17 protein-coding genes are annotated in these 16,294 nt (G+C 70.6%); 8 read left to right on the forward strand and 9 right to left on the reverse strand.

All coding sequences use genetic code 11. The annotated features are described in order from the left end of the window. Positions 1-33: 33 nt before the first annotated feature. A complete protein-coding gene (gene amiA / locus ACLFA2_RS06540) occupies positions 34-132 on the reverse strand; it encodes a streptamidine family RiPP (RefSeq protein WP_017831216.1) in 99 nt (32 codons plus the stop codon). Between the two features lie 115 nt (positions 133-247). Here amiA and ACLFA2_RS06545 point away from each other — a divergent pair, with 115 nt between their 5' ends. Genes ACLFA2_RS06545 through ACLFA2_RS06565 form a run of 5 tightly spaced genes read left to right on the forward strand, consistent with a single transcriptional unit; the run spans position 248 to position 6,250 of the window. Beyond that, positions 248-1,453, forward strand: a complete 1,206-nt coding sequence (locus ACLFA2_RS06545) for a hypothetical protein (RefSeq protein ID WP_426622253.1) — start codon at positions 248-250, stop codon at positions 1,451-1,453. Further along, on the forward strand, positions 1,450-3,258 hold the full coding sequence (locus tag ACLFA2_RS06550) for a prolyl oligopeptidase family serine peptidase (RefSeq protein WP_426622254.1): 1,809 nt from the start codon (positions 1,450-1,452) through the stop codon (positions 3,256-3,258). The genes ACLFA2_RS06545 and ACLFA2_RS06550 overlap by 4 nt, the downstream gene beginning before the upstream one ends. Then, complete coding sequence (locus tag ACLFA2_RS06555) at positions 3,255-4,403, forward strand: iron ABC transporter permease (protein ID WP_315071416.1); 1,149 nt, start codon at positions 3,255-3,257, stop codon at positions 4,401-4,403. The genes ACLFA2_RS06550 and ACLFA2_RS06555 overlap by 4 nt, the downstream gene beginning before the upstream one ends. Then, positions 4,400-5,179 carry an ABC transporter ATP-binding protein gene (locus tag ACLFA2_RS06560; RefSeq protein WP_426622255.1) on the forward strand — a complete coding sequence of 260 codons (780 nt, stop codon included), beginning with the start codon at positions 4,400-4,402 and terminating at the stop codon, positions 5,177-5,179. The genes ACLFA2_RS06555 and ACLFA2_RS06560 overlap by 4 nt, the downstream gene beginning before the upstream one ends. 54 nt (positions 5,180-5,233) lie before the next feature. Further along, positions 5,234-6,250: an ABC transporter substrate-binding protein gene (locus tag ACLFA2_RS06565; protein WP_426622256.1), complete on the forward strand. Its 1,017-nt coding sequence runs from the start codon at positions 5,234-5,236 to the stop codon at positions 6,248-6,250. A gap of 67 nt (positions 6,251-6,317) precedes the next feature. Here the strand turns inward: ACLFA2_RS06565 and ACLFA2_RS06570 are convergent, their stop codons facing one another. From ACLFA2_RS06570 to ACLFA2_RS06590, 5 genes are all read right to left on the reverse strand, one after another. Further along, positions 6,318-6,707, reverse strand: a complete 390-nt coding sequence (locus ACLFA2_RS06570; RefSeq protein ID WP_426622257.1) for a VOC family protein — start codon at positions 6,705-6,707, stop codon at positions 6,318-6,320. A gap of 75 nt (positions 6,708-6,782) precedes the next feature. Continuing rightward, positions 6,783-7,841: an acyltransferase family protein gene (locus ACLFA2_RS06575; protein ID WP_426622258.1), complete on the reverse strand. Its 1,059-nt coding sequence runs from the start codon at positions 7,839-7,841 to the stop codon at positions 6,783-6,785. Further along, the gene (locus tag ACLFA2_RS06580; protein WP_426622259.1) at positions 7,838-8,788 is read right to left on the reverse strand and encodes a D-alanine--D-alanine ligase family protein; all 951 of its coding nucleotides are present in this window, start codon (positions 8,786-8,788) and stop codon (positions 7,838-7,840) included. The genes ACLFA2_RS06575 and ACLFA2_RS06580 overlap by 4 nt, the downstream gene beginning before the upstream one ends. Then, positions 8,785-9,909: an alanine racemase gene (gene alr / locus ACLFA2_RS06585; protein WP_167253579.1), complete on the reverse strand. Its 1,125-nt coding sequence runs from the start codon at positions 9,907-9,909 to the stop codon at positions 8,785-8,787. Before alr ends, ACLFA2_RS06580 begins: the two co-directional genes overlap by 4 nt. Then, a complete protein-coding gene (locus tag ACLFA2_RS06590; protein ID WP_031206686.1) occupies positions 9,906-10,574 on the reverse strand; it encodes a M15 family metallopeptidase in 669 nt (222 codons plus the stop codon). The genes alr and ACLFA2_RS06590 overlap by 4 nt, the downstream gene beginning before the upstream one ends. 87 nt (positions 10,575-10,661) lie before the next feature. On the opposite strand from ACLFA2_RS06590, the gene ACLFA2_RS06595 reads away from it, so the two are divergent. Both ACLFA2_RS06595 and ACLFA2_RS06600 read left to right on the forward strand, forming a co-directional pair. Continuing rightward, complete coding sequence (locus tag ACLFA2_RS06595; RefSeq protein WP_021198371.1) at positions 10,662-11,333, forward strand: response regulator transcription factor; 672 nt, start codon at positions 10,662-10,664, stop codon at positions 11,331-11,333. 10 nt (positions 11,334-11,343) lie between these two features. Next, positions 11,344-12,426 carry a HAMP domain-containing sensor histidine kinase gene (locus ACLFA2_RS06600; RefSeq protein WP_347124524.1) on the forward strand — a complete coding sequence of 361 codons (1,083 nt, stop codon included), beginning with the start codon at positions 11,344-11,346 and terminating at the stop codon, positions 12,424-12,426. Between the two features lie 265 nt (positions 12,427-12,691). On the opposite strand, the gene ACLFA2_RS06605 is transcribed toward ACLFA2_RS06600, so the two are convergent. Continuing rightward, on the reverse strand, positions 12,692-13,348 hold the full coding sequence (locus ACLFA2_RS06605) for an FMN-dependent NADH-azoreductase (RefSeq protein WP_029265148.1): 657 nt from the start codon (positions 13,346-13,348) through the stop codon (positions 12,692-12,694). A gap of 76 nt (positions 13,349-13,424) precedes the next feature. Here ACLFA2_RS06605 and ACLFA2_RS06610 point away from each other — a divergent pair, with 76 nt between their 5' ends. Next, positions 13,425-13,763 (forward strand): winged helix-turn-helix transcriptional regulator, encoded by a 339-nt coding sequence (locus ACLFA2_RS06610; protein WP_021198374.1) that lies wholly within the window; start codon positions 13,425-13,427, stop codon positions 13,761-13,763. A gap of 111 nt (positions 13,764-13,874) precedes the next feature. Here the strand turns inward: ACLFA2_RS06610 and ACLFA2_RS06615 are convergent, their stop codons facing one another. Both ACLFA2_RS06615 and ACLFA2_RS06620 read right to left on the reverse strand, forming a co-directional pair. Then, a complete protein-coding gene (locus ACLFA2_RS06615; RefSeq protein ID WP_315071390.1) occupies positions 13,875-15,395 on the reverse strand; it encodes an SDR family NAD(P)-dependent oxidoreductase in 1,521 nt (506 codons plus the stop codon). Between the two features lie 112 nt (positions 15,396-15,507). Further along, positions 15,508-16,266 (reverse strand): SDR family NAD(P)-dependent oxidoreductase, encoded by a 759-nt coding sequence (locus ACLFA2_RS06620; RefSeq protein WP_292768683.1) that lies wholly within the window; start codon positions 16,264-16,266, stop codon positions 15,508-15,510. Positions 16,267-16,294 lie beyond the last annotated feature (28 nt).

A 16,294-nucleotide genomic window follows, 5' to 3' on the forward strand; every position in this document is an offset into this window, starting at 1 on the left:
GTGCGCTCGAAAGCGCGACGGAAGGATCCGCGATCAGTCGAACGGGTTCTCGACCAGGGCGTTCGAGTGCGATGCCGACAGGTGCGCCAGCTGCTCGGACTCTTCGATCTCGGCGAGGATCTGCTTTTCCATTTCGTGCTCCTTCTGTGAGGTGTCCGCCTCGCGGGGTGCGGGGCGGTGTCCACGGTGAGTGAACACTGACGACCCTAAATGATAATGATTCTCAATATCTACTAGGATCGCTGACATGTCCTCCTCCACCCCCCTCCTCGCCGCTGATCACCGGGCCGGAGTCGTCTACGAGATCCATGACGGTTCCCGGCGTGTCGCCGTCGCCGACAGCTGGCTCGCCGAGCATGCGGGGTTCCTCCACCTCCCCGCCGGATCATCCGGCCGCTGGGCGTTCGCGGACGACCGCGGCGGTGCGCTGGTCATCGCAGACGCGGACTCCGTACGACGCGTCCCGATCGCCATCCCGGCGGAGCATCTGGCCTGCGATCCGAGCGGACGCCACGTGGTCGTCACCTCCGGTCTGGGCATGAACGAGGAAGCCTGGACCGACCTGGTGTCCGTCGTCGATCTCGCGACCGACTCCTCCGTGCGCTTCCGCGTGCGCACCGGTGAGCCGGGCGTCGTGGTCGCTCCGGATCAGGCCACGGGAGAGCCGATGATCGTGCTCCGCCATCGCGAACCCGGAGCCGTCGAGGCACTGCCCCTCGCGGCGGCGCTCGAGGTCGGAGCGCACGCACCAGTCCTGCGCGGGCACGTCATCGACGACCTCGCCGCAGACGGACACGGCGACGTGATGGACCCCGCTTCCGGCCTCATCGGCATCGCGACGAGCCGCGGTCTGGAGCGCTTCATCGTCGACGGCGGAGTTCCCCGCGCCATCGGCATCGTCCCGTGGCCCGTCGCAGGGCGCGCGTACTACCTGCGCCTCGCGGGCGACACCGGGCGCGCCACCGGCATCGTCCGCGGAGGACCGGCCTCTCCCGGATCGTGGCCGGAGTGGACCAACACCTTCGTCGATATCGACCTCGCGTCGGGAGCCTCCCGCACCGTGCCGCTGCCGCCGGGGCTCGCCTTCCGTTTCGCCCTCGCCACGGGCGTCGCAGCCGTCTCCGTCATCCATCCCGACGGGGATGTCGTGATCGTGATCGATCGGGAGGACGCGCGCATCGCGCGGATCACCCCGATCCCGGCGATGACGCACCCGCCCCGCGCAGGACGATTGCCGTGGGACGGCGTCGACGGCCGCCCCGCACAGCGCCGGTCCATCGCGATCGACCCCGGCACCGGAACGGTCGCCGTCACCAGCGGCGGAGACGGCACGATCCACCTCGTCGACGACAGCGGCATCTCGACCATCGAGCTCCCCACCCCACTCGACGAGGGCGGGCACCTGCTGTGGGCCGGTGCCGACCACCGCGTCGACGATCTGGTCGGCCGATGAGCGCTCGCCGATCCGTGCTCGACGACGCCCTCGCACGTGCGGAACGTCACGGTCGACCGGGTCTTCCCGTCGGGGGCTTCATCCTCGGTCGGGCCGACGGTCGCTCTCGTCGCGGTATCCACCGCCTCGACGGCACGACCGTGATCGAGCCCGACGGGCACCTCCATCGGATCTTCCCGTCGCCCGACCGTCGGCGCATCGCCGTCGAGTGGGCGCCCACCGCCGACGAGAACGCCGTCCTCGGCATCGTCGATGCCCACGGAGGCACCCTGCAGCTGCACCCCGACATCCGTCTGCGCTACGACACCGTGCTCTGGGCACCCGACTCGCGCAGCCTCGACGTCGTCGCGAGCCGCGACCGGATGCTCGTGACCCTGGACCTGCAGACCGGCGAGCAGCGGGCGGCCGCTCTCGAGGCCGATGCACGACTGCGACTGTTCCCCGGCGGGGAGAGCGGCTTGCGCGCCCTCAGCTCGGGTTCGCGAGGCACGACGCTGACCGACCGGGGCACCGGAGCATCGCTGGGTCGCTGGCCGGCGCTCCTGCGGGCCTCCCCTCTCGGCACCGGCGTGCTGGTGTGGCACGACCGCGGGCTCGATGCCGTGCCGAACGTCGGTGCCGGAAAAGACGCCGCCGGAAAAGACGATGCCGGAAAAGACGCCGCCGGAAAAGACGATGCACTCTGGCGCTGGCACGATCCCGACGCGCTGATCGTCGATGTCGCGGTGCATGATGACCGCGTCGTCGTCCTCGCCGTCGCCGACGGGCGCAGCGTGCTCATCGACCTGGTCGACGGTGTCGAGGTCGCGCGCATCGAGGCCGCGTCGAGCCCCTCCGATGTGCTCACCACCACGATGATCGGCGTCGACGACGGCGTGCTGCGTCTCGGCGTCGAGGGCCCGCTCACTCCCCCTCGCCTCCTGCAGCGCGAGCGCCGGGGGACCGTGGTGGTGCCGGCCGCTGCCGTGCGGCCCCTCGGCACGACCGTCCGCCACGACATCCGCGCCGACGACGGCGTGATCCTGACCGTCCACGTGACCTCTCCCCCGAGAACGGAGGGTCCGCTGCCGCTGATCCTGACCTGCTACGGCGGGTTCGGCGTGCCGCACCTTCCACTCTTCGAGCCGACTGTGCCCGCCTGGGTCGAATGCGGCGGAGCGTACGCCGTCGCGCAGCTCCGCGGTGGTGGCGAGCGCGGAGCTGCGTGGCGCGAGGGGGGCCGCGGCAGGAGCAAGCACCGCACGATCGCCGACCTCGCCGACGTCGCGCGCGGACTCATCGAGGCCGGGATCACGCGACCCGACCTCCTCGTCCTCGCCGGGGCCTCTCTGGGCGGGGTCGTCGCAGCCGGGTGTGCGATCGCGCACCCGGAGCTGTGCGCGGGATTCGTCACCACCGCCGCTCCCCTCGATCTGCTCCACCTGGACGATCATCCGCTCGGTGCACGCTGGCGAGCGGAGTTCGGCGATGACGGCACCCGCGAATCGCGCGCTCACCTCCGGGCCCTGTCTCCGCTGGCGCAGGCCGAAGCCCTTCCGGCCGGTGCCCGGATCCCCTCCTATCTCGGCGTCGTACTCGGTGAGGACACCCGAGTGCGCGCTCGCGACACGCACCGGATGGTCGAGGCGCTACGACGAGCTGCCGGGTCCGCCCGGCTCTGGACGGCTTCGGGGGCAGGACACGGTGCGAACGAGTCCGCCGCGCTGCACGAGCTGGGACTCACCGTGCTGGACTTCGCGGCCGAACTCACGACCGAATCCACGACCGAATCCACGACCGAATCCACGATGGGACGTGCCCGATGAGCGAATCCACCGGAGCCCTCACCGGGACGGACACACGGCGCACCCCCGTTCGGCGCATCCCGCGCCTTCGTCGGCGCACCGGCGGCCGCGTCGGCTTCCGGCGGATGCTGCCCGTCGGCCCGACCGTGACGACGATCACGGTGCTCGCTGTGCTCGTCCTCGTGCTCTCGGCCGCCACCGGACCCGTCACGGTCTCGCCTCTCGATGCCGCGAAGATCGTGATCGGCCATCTGGCCCCCGGCATGCCCTGGATGTCCGACGGCACCCTCACGCCGTTGCAGGATCAGGCCGTGTGGCAGTTCCGGGTGCCGCGGTCGCTCCTCGCCGCGCTCTCGGGCGCAGGTCTCGCTCTCGCCGGGGCGATGATGCAGGCGGTCGTGCGCAACCCGCTCGCCGAGCCGTACATCCTCGGCGTCTCCTCCGGCGCGAGTGTCGGCGCCGTGCTGGTGATCGTGTCGGGCGGCGCCACGTTCCTCGGGCTCACGATGAGCGGGGCGGCGTTCGTGGGCGCGATGGTCGCCTGCATCCTCGTGGCCATGCTCGCGCGCATCCGCGGAGAGCTCTCCCCGACCCGCATGATCCTCGCCGGCGTCGCACTGGGCGCTCTGTTGAGCGCGGTGACCAGCTACCTCACGCTCACCACCGATGCCCAGAACGTCGTCAGCGTGATGTTCTTCCTGCTCGGCAGCGTGTCGGCCGCCGACATGTCGTCGCTGCTGATCCCCGCGGTCGCACTCGCCGTCGCCTGCATCGCGGTCTTCGGGCTCTCGCGGTCGATGAACGCGCTGCTCGCCGGTGACGAGTCCGCGATGGCGGTCGGCGTACGAACGACCCGGCTGCGTGGGCTGCTGCTCGTGCTCGCCTCGCTCCTGACCGGTGCGATCGTGGCCGTGAGCGGCGGCATCGGCTTCGTCGGCCTCGTCGTGCCGCACATGGCGAGACTCCTGGTCGGGTCGGATCATCGTCGGATGCTGCCGATCACGGTCCTCGGCGGCGCGCTGTTCCTCATGGTCGCCGACCTGCTGGCCCGTACGGTCGCGATGCCGACCGAGATCCCCCTCGGAATCCTCACCGCGTTCGTCGGTGCTCCCTTCTTCCTGTGGTTGATGCGCAGTGGCGGCGAGCGCGCGGGGTTCGACCGATGAGCGTGCTGTTCGACGGCGTGAGCGTCGCACGCGGCGGTCGCACCGTGCTGCACGGCATCGACCTCGAGGTCGGCACCGGGCGCATCGTGGGACTGCTCGGCCCCAATGGCAGCGGCAAGTCCACGCTCCTGCGCGCGCTCTTCACGGGTCAGCGTCCGCACACCGGGCGCGTCCTGATCGACGGCGCCGACGTGTCGCAGCTGGCCCCGCGCGCCCTCGCCCGCACGGTGTCGGTCATGCTGCAGGACTCCCCTTCCGAGTTCGACCTGACCGTGCGGGAGACCGTGCTCGTGGGCCGTTCGCCGCATCGTCCGCCCTTCAGCCGGGACACCGCGGAGGATCAGCGCATCGTGGACGAGGCTCTGCGCACCGCCGACGTGCACGACCTCGGCGACCGCCTGGTCCGTTCGCTCTCGGGCGGTCAGCGCCAGCGGGTGATGCTCGCCCGCGCTCTCGCGCAGAGCGGCGAGATCCTCGTGCTGGACGAACCGACCAACCACCTCGACATCGCGCACCAGCTCGACCTGATGCGCGTCGTGAGCGGACTCGGCACGACCGTGATCGCGGCCCTGCACGACCTCAACATCGCCGCGGCGTTCTGCGACGAGGTCGCCGTGCTCGACGAGGGCCGACTCGTGGCCTTCGGTCCGCCCGACACGGTGCTCGCCCCGGCGCTCGTCGACGAGGTCTTCCACGTCACCGCCCGCATCGCCGTCGAGGTCGACACCGGGGCACGCGCGATGACCTTCCATCCCCGAGAGCCCGTCGGCCGCTGATCCCCCGGCATCCGAACTCATACCCCCACCCCGCACCAACGAAGGAGAACACGAATGACACCCCGTACCCGAACCACCCGCCTGCTGGCCGCCGTCACCGTCGGCCTGGGCGCGATCGCCCTCACCGCATGCGGCGGTGGGGTCTCGAACGGAACGGCACCCGCCGCCTCCGGTGAGGCGGTGACGATCGAGAACTGCGGCCGCACGGTCGAGATCCCGTCCACGCCCACCGCCGTCGTCGGGCTGCACCCGTCGCAGACCGAGCTGCTGCTGCGTCTCGGCCTCGCCGATGCGCTCGTCGGCCAGGCCCAGGCCACGACCCAGAAGCTGCCGTCCGACGTCGCGGACCTCGCCGCCGAGGTGCCGGTCATCGGCGGTGACGCCCCTCCGAGCCGAGAAGAGCTCCTCGCCGTCGAGCCCGACTTCGTCTACTCGCCCACGACGTACGAGTTCACTGCCGAGCAGGGATTCGCCAGCATCGAGCAGCTGGCGGAAGCCGGGGTCGCCGCGTACACCGCGACGGGCGGCTGCTTCGACCGCCGCATGGAGGGCACGGTCGACGACCTCTTCACCGACCTCGAGAACCTCGGCGCGATCTTCCACGTGGAAGACGAGGCGGACGACCTGATCGCGTCGTCGCAGGCCGAGCTCGCCACCGTGGACACCGCGATCGAGGGACAGGATCGCCCCCGCGTCGCGCAGGTCTTCATCGAGGGGACCACCCTCACCGCCATCGGCGCCGGCATCGAGTACGACATCCTGCAACGCGCCGGTGCCGACAACGTCTTCACGCCGGAAGACCCCGCGTTCGCCGACTTCTTCGCCGCCGAGATCACCCCGGAATCCCTCGCCGCCGAAGCACCCGACGCGCTCGTCTTCGCGGTGTCCGACCCCGCTCACGAGGCGGCGGTCCGCTCCTACCTCGCCGCGACCTTCCCCGACATGCCCGCCGTGCGCGACGGCCGCCTGATCGCGGTGCCCTCGACCGATCTGTTCCCCGGCACGCTCGGCAACGTCTCGGCGGTCCGGCTGATCGCCGAGGGCCTCTACCCCGACGCCGTCTTCGGCTGAGCCGCGTCGGTAGGCACTGCGCCCCGGGGACCTCGGTCTCCGGGGCGCAGACCCTCCGGGCTCGCTGTCAGGCCTGCATCACCGCGAGCACGTTGCCCGCGGGATCGCGGAACCACGCGATGTCCGGACCCCGACCGTTGCCGCGCACGATGCCGCGTTCGTCGGACGGGAATTCCTCATCTCTGTAGATCTTGGTCTGCACGCCCCGGGCGATGAGCTCATCCACGGCGGCGTCGACATCGGCCACCGGGAAGTTCAGGATCGTGAAGCTCGCCGGGGTGTGGTTCGGCTTCGAGTAGACGAGGATCGATCCGCCGCTCGGCAGCCGCAGGTCGAGGAAACCCATCGCGTTGCGCTCGACGTCGAGCCCGAGCGCCGTGCCGTAGAACTCCTCCGCCGCGTCGATGTCGTCGACGCTGAATCCGCTGAATGCGTTGTCCGCTGTGAAGGCCGCCATGCTTCCAGCATCCGCCGTCCTCCGCCGATTGTCGAGGCCTTCCTCGAACGCCTTCATCGAGCCCCTTCATCGGCGTCATCCCTCTCCCCCGCGAGGCACCAGCCGTGCCGTGAAGCGGTCGGTCACCCGCAGCGGATCGAACAGCGCCCCGAGCCCGAAGCGCACGAGCAGCGCATGCACACCCAGGCAGATCCCGATCACGATCGCGGTGAGAAGGATGGGGGCGACGGCCTCGACCACGTCCGTCGTCCGCCCGCGCGTCGAGCGCAGGACCGCATCGATGAGGGCGAGGGGCATCATGTGCAGCACGTAGATCGGCAAGGTGCGCTGTCCGATCCAGCGCAGGGGCCGCGCGACCACGTCGACGTGGCGGTCCAGGAGCACGCTGAGCGACACCCCGAACGCCACCGCGATCAGGGCGAGCGCGGGCCACACGCCCGGCAGCAGGCGGATGGCCAGGCCCGCCACGACGGCCAGCGCCGCGACGTACACGGCGGCGAGCGCGACGGTGCTCCACACCCCGACGCTCTTCGCGAACCGTTCGACGACCGCGCGCAGCCGCAGCCCCACGAGGAAGAAGAACAGGTTCTGCACCAGCTGCCACAGGTTGCCGAGGTCGGGGATGACCCCGGCCCCGGCGACCGCCGCGATCACGAAGGCGACCGGCAGCACCACGACCGCCGGGATGCGGCGACTCAGTCGACCGATCGCCAGGTACACCGCGAGCGCGAGCAGATACCAGAGGTTCGTCGGGCTGATGGTCAGCTGCGCGAGCAGCTCCCACCCGCTGGTCGCCCGAGCCGTGTCGAAGTCGGGCACCAGAGCGAGCACGAACGTCTGGATGACGACCCAGACGATGTAGAGCATCGTCAGCCGTGCCGCGCGCCGCCGCCAGGAACTGCCGTCGTCGACGAGCACCGCGCGTGCGGCGAACATCCCGGAGACCAGGAAGAACAGCGGTATCCGCAACGGCAGCAGCTGGGCGTTCAGCGTCGCCCAGGCGTCGGTGACCGGCCCCGCACCCGGGGCCTCGATCGCGTGCTTGGTCACGACGTGCCAGAGCACCACCAGGATGATGCAGATGCCCTTCGCGACATCGGGCCATCCGACGCGTAGCGCGGGAGCCGCCGTCACGACGCCGCGCGCACGAGCCGCGCCACCAGGTCGACGTATGTCACTCCCGCCGCGGCGAACATCCGCGGCACCTGCGATGCCGCGGTCAGCCCCGGCATCGTGTTGACCTCGTTCAGCACCGGACCGCGGTCGGTCAGGAAGAAGTCCATCCTCGCCACGCCCTCGCATCCGAGGGCATCGAACACGGCGATCGCCGCCCGCTTGAGCGCCGACACCTCACCGGCGTCGAGCTGCGCCGGAACCGTGAACCGCGCGCTGCCGTCGTACTTGGTGGCCGTGTCGAACAATCCCGTCGCGTGGATCTCGAGGGGCGGAGCGGCCCAGCGGATGCCGCCCTTCTCACGCAGCACCGCCACGTCGATCTCACGCCCCCGCACGACCTCTTCGACCAGGATCCGGCGGTCGAAGCGCGCGGCCTCGTGCAGCGCGGCGAGCAGATCCTCCTCCCGCGTCACGAGACCCACACCGTGGCTGGATCCGGACGACACCGGCTTCACCACGGTCTCGCCCTCGAACTCCACGTCGCCGATGTCGTCGGCCGAGACCAGGCGACCGCGTGCGGTGCCCAGCCCGACGGCATCAGCCACCAGCTTCGTCGTCCACTTGTCCATGCCGATGGCCCCGGCGTGCAGGCCCGAGCCGACCACACGTACGCCGGCGAGCGCGCACAGCGCCGCGAGGGCACCATCCTCGCCCGGGGCACCGTGCACCGCGGGAAAGACCACGTCGGTCCGCGTGAGCAGCGGAAGGGCGAGGGCGAGCGACTCGGCGGCCGAGCCCCCGTGCGGGCGGCCCTCGACGCGCCAGATCCCGTCACGGTCGATCGTCACGCACGTGACCTCGTGATCGCCCATTCGCAGGGCCGCGGCGACCGCGGCTGCCGATGCCAGCGACACCTCGTGCTCGGCGCTCTGTCCCCCGCCGATGACCAGCACCTTCGTCGTCATGCGACACTCCTCTGCACTCGCGGCCCGATTCCGGTGACGATCGTGTGCGGGATGGTTCCCGCCCACCGCGCCCACTCCTGCACCGACGGCACGGCTCCCCCTTCGGGTCCGAACACGGTTGCGATCGTGCCCCGGGGGAACCGCACGGCGCCGGTGTCGATCACGATCTGATCCATGGACACCCTCCCGACGAGCGGATACCTCACCCCGTCGATCTCCACGCCGGCGCCCGCTTCCCGTTCCCGCGGGATGCCGTCGGCGTACCCGACGCCGACGACGGCCAGGTGCGTCTCCCGATCGGTCACCGCCCCGCCTCCGTAACCGACCGCGGTTCCTTCCGGCACGCGCACGCTGTGCACGACCGGTGCCGTCCAGCGCGCGGCCCCCACCAGCGCGGTCGTCTCCGACGGGTCGATCCCGACGAGTCCCGCCCCGATCCGCACCATGCCGAAATGGGTCGCCGGGTCGGTCAGCGCTCCGGACGTCGCGGCGAGATGCACGAGTACGGGGCCGAGTCCTGCGCGCAGCACGGCGTCGCGCCCCTGTCGCATCCGGAGCACCGCTGCCGCGTTCGCCGCCGGGTCGGCCTCATCGGCGCGCGGCAGATGCCCCATGACCCCCGTGATCTCGACCCTGCCCCGCCCGGTACGCGCCAGCCGGAACAGCTCGGACCAGTCGTCGAGAGGGCACCCTCCCCGCGCCATGCCGGTGTCGAGATGCAGGTGCACGCGTACCGGATCCCCGGCATCGGCGGTCAGTTGGCGCAGCTCTTCGACCGAACCGACGGCGATGTCGATGCGGTGCTCCGCGGCGACGTCCGCGTCGACACCTGACGGGTTCAACCAGGAGAGGATCGGCACATCGAGCCCAGCATCGCGGAGCGCGACCGCATCGGCGACATCGGTCACTCCCAGCCATCCGGCTCCGGCGGCGACCGCGGCCCTGGCCACGACGACGGCCCCGTGCCCATAGCCGTCGGCCTTCACCACGGCCATGATCGGCACGGCGGTCACGGCCTGCACACGGCGCAGGTTCTCGGCGACGGCACCGGGAAGGGTGTGGAGCGTCGGCGCGTGCAGACGCGAGTACGTGGTGCGCTCGGTGGCGAGAAGGGTGGTCATCGCTTCGTCCTCGGGTCGGCGGTCGGGTCGGCGAGCATCTCGGGGCATCCGTCGTCGACGGCGTCGGGACGCAGCTCGTAGTGCCACGACTCGTTCGCGTAGATCTGGCAGAGGCCGTAGCGCGAGCCGCGCTGGGCGAGCCAGTCGAGCGCCGACCACGGTCCGAGGTCGACCGCATCGCCCGTCACGTGCTCCGAGGTCTCGGGGGTGGCCACCCAGCGGCGCGCCTCTTCTTCTGATCCGTACTGGACGATGGCATCCTGCAGCATCCACTCCTGCAACGCGGGAGAACGCCATCCGCTGTTCACACGGATGGTCACCCCGTCGGCCTCGGCGTCGGACGCGGCGCGCTGCAGCGCCGCGAGCAGAGCGGGGTCGAGGTTGCCGACGGCGACCCTGTCGACCTCGAAGACCGTGGGCTTGTCATCGTCGAGGATCACACCGTCGGCCTCGGTCGGGGCGACCACCGAGCCGGCGGATCCCCCGGTCGGAACGGGCGTCGGGGCGGGCGAGGGGATCGTGTGCGCCGCATCGGCGAATGCCGCGGACAGCGACTGCTGCACCGCGAACGCGAGGATCACGGCCGCAGCGATCGCGATCAGCGTGACGACGACACGGCGACGGCGACGCACTCGCGGTGGATGGGGGATGGTGCGGGTGTTCATGCTCCCAGTGAAGAAGGGGGCCGGTTGCCGGGGCGTATGCGCTTTTGCATATGCTCGCGATATACCGCAGTGCGTAGGATCGCAGCCATGCGTGTACTGATCGTCGAGGACGAGCCCTACCTCGCCGAGGCGGTACGTGACGGACTGCGACTGGAGGCGATCGCCGCCGATATCGCGGGCGACGGCGACACCGCGCTCGAACTGCTGAGCATCAACTCCTACGACCTCGCCGTGCTCGACCGCGACGTTCCCGGCCCTTCCGGCGACGACATCGCCCGGTGGATCGTGGCCTCCGGCAGCGGCATCCCGATCCTGATGCTGACCGCCGCCGACCGCCTCGATGACAAGGCGACCGGCTTCGAGATCGGCGCGGACGACTACCTCACCAAGCCGTTCGAGCTGCGCGAACTCGTCCTGCGACTGCGCGCCCTCGACCGTCGCCGTCAGCGCAGCCGGCCGCCCGTGCTCGAGGTCGCAGGGCTGCGCCTCGACCCCTTCCGTCGCGAGGTGTACCGCGACGACCGCTACGTCGCACTGACGCGCAAGCAGTTCGCGGTGTTGGAGGTGCTGGTCGACGCCGATGGCGGAGTTGTCAGCGCCGAGGAGCTGCTGGAGCGCGCCTGGGACGAGAATGCCGACCCGTTCACCAACGCGGTGCGCATCACGGTGTCGTCGCTGCGCAAGCGCCTGGGCGAGCCGTGGCTGATCTTGACGGTGCCCGGCGTCGGATACCGGATCGGGACGGACGCCGATGCGTAGACGCCGCGGGATGAGCGCCCGCCTCAAGCTCACCCTCAGCTATGCGGGGATCGTGCTGGTGTCGGGACTCCTGCTTCTCGCCGCCGTGGCTCTGTATCTGCTGCGGTACGTGCCGGACGTGCAGATCCCGTACTTCGAGGTCCGCGTGCCGAACCGCTCCGACCTGATCCGGGCTTTCGTGCCGGTCGCCTCCACCGTCATGGTCGTGCTGCTCGCCCTGGGCCTGGGGGGCGGATGGCTGCTCGCCGGACGGATGCTGGCGCCGCTGGAGCGCATCGGCGACGCGGCGCGGCTGGCCGCGCAGGGATCGCTCTCCCATCGGATCGCTCTCCCCGGCCCCCGCGACGAGTTCCGCGACCTCGCCGACGTCTTCGACTCGATGCTCGAACAGCTCGAGGCGCACGTCGCGGAACAGCAGCGATTCGCCGCCAACGCCTCGCACGAACTGCGCACACCTCTCGCGATCTCGCAGACGCTGCTCGAGGTCGCGCACGACGACCCGGAGCGCGACGTCGACGAGCTGATCTCACGCCTGCAACAGGTCAACACCCGCGCGATCGACCTCACCGAGGCACTGCTGCTGCTCAGCCGGGCGGACCGACGAACGTTCACCCGCGAGATCGTCGATCTGTCGCTCCTCGCGGAGGGAGCAGTCGAGGCGCTGGTGCCCCTCGCGGATCGCCGCGGTGTCGCCGTGGAGGTGGGCGGCGTACCGGCACCGGTGCTCGGCTCCGCCGCCCTCCTGCCGCAGCTGGTGACGAACCTCGTGCTCAACGCGATCGTGCACAACCTGCCGTCCGGCGGAGCCGTCGCCGTGCGCACCCACTCGATGCCCCATGCGGTCGCGCTGGTCGTAGAGAACACCGGCGAGGTGCTCCCCGCCCACCGCGTGGCGACGCTCGTCGAACCATTCCAGCGCGGAGCCGAGCGCACCCGCAGCGACGATCATGCCGGAGCGGGGCTCGGCCTCGCGATCGTCGACCGCATCACCCAGGCGCACGGCGGCACTCTGGTGCTCACCCCGCGCAAGGACGGCGGCCTGATCGTGACGGTGTGGCTCCCGCATCCCTACCCGGTGGAGCCTCCCGCCTGACCGCACGCCGGTCGGTCGTGGTTCACGCCCTCCCGTTCACGTCCCGGGTCCGGTGCCCCTCGGGTCCACCCCGGTTCACGTCCCCTCGGCCGAGGCCCTCACGTCCGCCCGGTTCAGATGTCGGAGGATTTCACGGATGTCGGGCCGGAAGGCGGTCTCCCGCCCTGCATCCGTGCATCCTTCCGACGGGTGAACCGGACGCCCGACCAAATACCCGAACCAGATACCCGACGCGACGCCGAAGACGAACCGGATGCCGCTCGACTCAGGCCACTCGGGGGTCGCGCGTCGCGGCGAGCTCGCGGCCGTAGGTGCGAGCGTCGGCCTCGGCGTTCTCCTTGAGCTCGCGCGCCGTGTCGGCGAAGGCGTCGAGGGCCGGGTTCACGCCGACCAGGGTGAACGGACGCTGCACGACGCGCAGGTCGAGGCCCCAGACGTCTTCGAGTACGCGGCGCAGCCACCCGGTCGAGTGGTCCCAGCCCTCCTTGGGCGAGCCGGCCGCGTAGTTGCCGCCGAGCACGGTGACCAGCGTGGCGGGCTTGCCGTTCAGCGCAGTGCCGGTCGGGTCGATGCGCGCGTCGGTGTAGGCCAGGTCGAACCAGGTCTTGAAGTGCTGCGAGACGCCGTAGTTGTACAGCGGCACCGCGAACAGGAGCGCGTCGGCGCCGATCAGCTCATCGGCGAACTGCGAGGCGAGAGCGCGGGCATCGTTCTGCGCGGGAGTGCGCTGGGCCGCGTCGACGAAGCCGCCGGTCACGGCATCCGCCCAGGCGGTCGCGGGCACCGGGTCGCTCGCCAGGTCGCGGCGGGTGACCGTGGAGTCGGGGTGGGACGCGGTCCACTCGGCCTCGACGAGGTCGGCGAGCGCTCGGCTGGCGGACGACGCGGGAAGGATGCTGGCATCCAGGCGGAACAGGGACATGGGCCTACCTCTCGTTTTCGTAGTCGCTAGGTTTTTCTTAGCGGCAGTGATTAACGTAGCACGATAGGATGAGGGCATGGCCGAGGTCGACGAAGAGCGTCAGGTGTGCGACGTTGCCGTCACACTCGCCTTCAGCGTGCTCGGAAAGCGGTGGAACGGCATGATCGTGTCGTCGCTCGGCGGGGGGCCATCGACCTTCGTCGCTCTGCGTCGGGCCGTCGCCGGAATCAGCGACACCGTGCTCTCCGACCGCCTCGCCGAACTCGCCGAGGCCGGACTCGTGGCCCGCACGGTCGACGCCGGCCCGCCTGTGACCGTGTCGTACGCACTCACGCCCGCAGGGGAAGGACTCCTGCCGATCCTGAACCAACTCGGGCAGTGGGCCTCGGCGAATCTCGCCGCGCGCGCCCACTAAGACGTTTCATCCGTCTGCCACCCGCATGACCGATCAACGGATGCATGCGAACACACCGAGTAACCCTCATGCATCCGGGGTCTCCTCATGCAGGTGGAAGCCCCACACCCGTCACCAGGGGCTGGGCTCGTAGTCCTTCAGGAACACGCCGTGGATGTCTTCGCCGGCCTCGCCGCGCACGATCGGGTCGTACACGCGGGCGGCGCCGTCGACCAGATCGAGCGGGGCATGGAAGCCCTCCTCGGCGAGGCGCACCTTCGTGTAGTGCGGACGCTCGTCGGTGATCCAGCCGGTGTCGACGGCGGTCATCAGGATGCCGTCCTTCTCGAGCATCTCGCCCGCGCTCGTGCGTGTGAGCATGTTGAGCGCGGCCTTGGCCATGTTCGTGTGCGGGTGTCCAGGGCCCTTGTAGCGGCGGGAGAACTGTCCCTCCATCGCCGAGACGTTGACCACGTACTTGCGGTGCGCATCGGACGCGGCCATCGAGGCACGCAGACGGCTGATCAGCAGGAACGGCGCTGTCGTGTTCGCGAGCTGCACCTCGAGCATCTCGAGCGGATCGACCTGCTCGATCGACTGCACCCAGCTGTTGACGCGGTTCACGTCGGGCACGAGGCCGCCGGCGTCGATCGCGGTGCCGTCGGCATGCTTCTCGAGCGACGACGATCCGGGCGCCATCGCGAGGCGCGCGAGATCTTCGGCCGTGAGTGCCTGACCACCCTGCTCGGCGACCGTGCCGCCGAGGGCCGCGACCGAGAGCAGCGGATGCGCATCGACCGAGGCCTGCAGCGCTTGCGGGTGCGGGTCGGCCGTGTGCCCGAAGGTCTCCATCTCGGGCAGGGGTCCGTCGGGGAGGGGCTGCAGCTCGGCATCCGCCAACAGGGAGTAAGCACCCGGCGAGCGGCGTACAGTCTGTGCGGCGTTGTTGATGAGGATGTCGAGCGGGCCCTGAGCGGCGACCGAGTCCGCCAGGCCGATCACCTGAGCAGGGTCGCGCAGGTCGATGCCGACCACGCGCAGGCGGTGCAGCCAGTCGGCCGAGTCGGGCAGGGCCGAGAAGCGTCGCACGGCGTCGCGCGGGAAGCGGGTCGTGATCGTGGTGTGTGCGCCGTCACGCAGCAGCCGCAGCGCGATGTGCATGCCGATCTTCGCGCGGCCACCCGTGAGCAGGGCGCGCTTGCCGGTGAGGTCGGTGCGGGCGTTGCGCTTGCCGTGGCTGAAGCGGGCGCAGTCCGGGCAGAGCTGGTGGTAGAACGCGTCCACCACGGTGTACGGCTGCTTGCAGATGTAGCAGTTGCGCGGCTTCAGCAGTTCGCCAGCGATCGGGGCGTCGACCACGCTCGTGGCGAGGTCATGGCCGCGGGTCTCGTCGTCGATGCGGTCGGGCGCCCCGGTGGCGGTGCGGGCGACCACGGCCTTGTCGGCCTCGGCGATAGCGTCGCGGATCTGCTTGCGGCGCACGCGCTTGACGTCTTTGAACATCGCCGCGGTGGCCTGGCGCACCGCGATGAAGTCGGGGTGCTCGTTGTCGATCCGGTGCAGCTCGCGCAGCACACGCAGCGTGGTGGCGAGATCTTCGGGGTCGACGCCCGGTCCGAGGTCGGGTGCAGCGTCGGAGGGGGCGTCGGTCATTGTGCCGATTTTACGCGAGTGTCCTGGGCATCCGCCCCGCCGCCCTCGCCCTCGCCCTCGCCCTCGCCCCCGGTGCTCTCGACGCACACACGTCCCCCGTGGCGACACCTCGCTAGGCGATGCCCCCGCCGTCGACGACGAGCGCCGAACCCGTGACGTACGAGGAGTCATCGCTCGCGAGCCAGACCACGGCCTGCGCGACCTCGCTCGGCTCACCCATGCGGCGCAGCGGGCGATCGGCGGCCTCGGCGAGGAACGCGTTGGTGTCCTGCGCCAGCTGACGCGCTTCCTCCCGCAGCATCCCGGTGTTCACGTCGCCGGGGTTGACCGAGTTCACCCGGATGCCGGCGGGACCGTGGTCGATCGCGAGCGCGCGCGTCATGTTCACGACCGCGCCCTTCGACGCACAGTACGAGATGGCCTGACCGCCGCCCTTGAGGCCCCAGCCCGATCCGGTGTTGATGATCGAGCCTCCACCCGCCGCCTCCATGACCGGAACGACGTGCTTGCACATCAGGAAGATCGACCGCACGTTCACGCCGAAGACGCGGTCCCACTCCTCGACGGTCGTCTCGACGGCAGTGGTGCGACGGATGATCCCGGCGTTGTTGAAGACGACGTCCACGCCGCCGAGCTCGGCCACGGAGGTCGCGATCACCCGCTCGATGTCGGGCTCGCTCGCGACGTCGGCGGCGATCGCGACGGCCGTGCCGCCGGTCGCGCGGATCTCCTCCGCGACGGCTTCGGCCGCATCCGCGTTCAGGTCGACGACGGCGACCGCCGCGCCCTCGGCGGCGAGCGCGAGCGACGTCGCGCGACCGATGCCGCCGGCACCGCCGGTGACGATTGCCTTCTTGTTCTCGAGACGCATGGGGTGTCCTTTCGGGTTCGTTCAGACT

The organism is Microbacterium sp. As-52, from assembly GCF_049949185.1.
Classification (GTDB): Bacteria; Actinomycetota; Actinomycetes; order Actinomycetales; family Microbacteriaceae; genus Microbacterium; species Microbacterium maritypicum_A.